The sequence below is a fragment of the Pseudomonas sp. GM18 genome (assembly GCF_000282195.1).
Taxonomy (GTDB): Bacteria; Pseudomonadota; Gammaproteobacteria; order Pseudomonadales; family Pseudomonadaceae; genus Aquipseudomonas.
In genome coordinates this window covers 1-874 of the sequence record NZ_AKJT01000117.1, presented here as the reverse complement: position 1 = coordinate 874, position 874 = coordinate 1, and the positions used below count along the sequence as shown (strand labels likewise).

Here is an 874-nt window from a genome sequence, read left to right as displayed (position 1 = left end):
GCCGCTGGGCTGGTCGCCAGGTTTTCAAAGTTGCCGCCCGCGGCATCCTTGATGGTCACCTCGACCTGACCGGCGTCCTTGTAGACATCGTCCTTCGGTGCATCGACAGTCACGCTGCCGCTAGTCGCACCGGCAGCGATGGTGATTACGGCGCCGTTGCTCAGAGTGACAGTCACTGGCGTGCCGGCGGCGTTGGTCAAGGTCGCGGTGTAAACGATGGAACCGCCTTCAGCCACCGAGTCGGTTGCCGACAGGCTGAGGGTGGTGGTGTCAGCGGTGTCGGTCACTGAGGTATCCGCCGACTTGCCGTCAACTTCCAGCTTTTCGTAATTGCCGCCTGTAGCGCCGTCAATCTTGACGCTCAGGGAGCTACCACCCGCCAGGGGGCTGTTCGGTGCGACAAAGTTCACGCTGCCGGTGGTTTCACCGACAGGGATGGTGATGGTCTGACCGTTGGACAGGGTGACGACCACCGGCGAGCCGGTGACTGGTGCGCTGACCGTCGCGGTATAGACCACGGTTTCGCCTTCGGCGACGTTCGAAGTGGCAGTCAGCGAAACGGTGCTGGTATCGATGGTGTCGTTGACAGTAGTGACCGCAGGCGTATCGCTGGTCACCAAGTTTTCGAAGTTGCCGCCTGCGGCGTCCTTGATCGTCACTTCGACCTGGCCGGCGTCTTTATAGACATTGTCCTTCGGCGCATCGACGGTTACGGAACCGGTGGTTTTGCCCGCTTCGATGGTGATCACGGCCCCGTTGCTCAAGGTCACGGTGATCGGCGTGCCGGCGGCATTGGTCAGGGTCGCGGTGTAGACGATGGAACCGCCTTCAGCCACCGAGTCGGTCGCGCTGAGGCTGAGAGTGGTGGTGTCCG

The 874-nt window shown here is 62.0% G+C and carries 1 protein-coding gene; it reads right to left on the bottom strand.

Annotation, left to right across the window (positions count from 1 at the left end; genetic code table 11):
- On the bottom strand, nucleotides 1-874 hold an 874-nt coding region (locus tag PMI21_RS02535), incomplete at both ends, for an immunoglobulin-like domain-containing protein (RefSeq protein WP_007941562.1).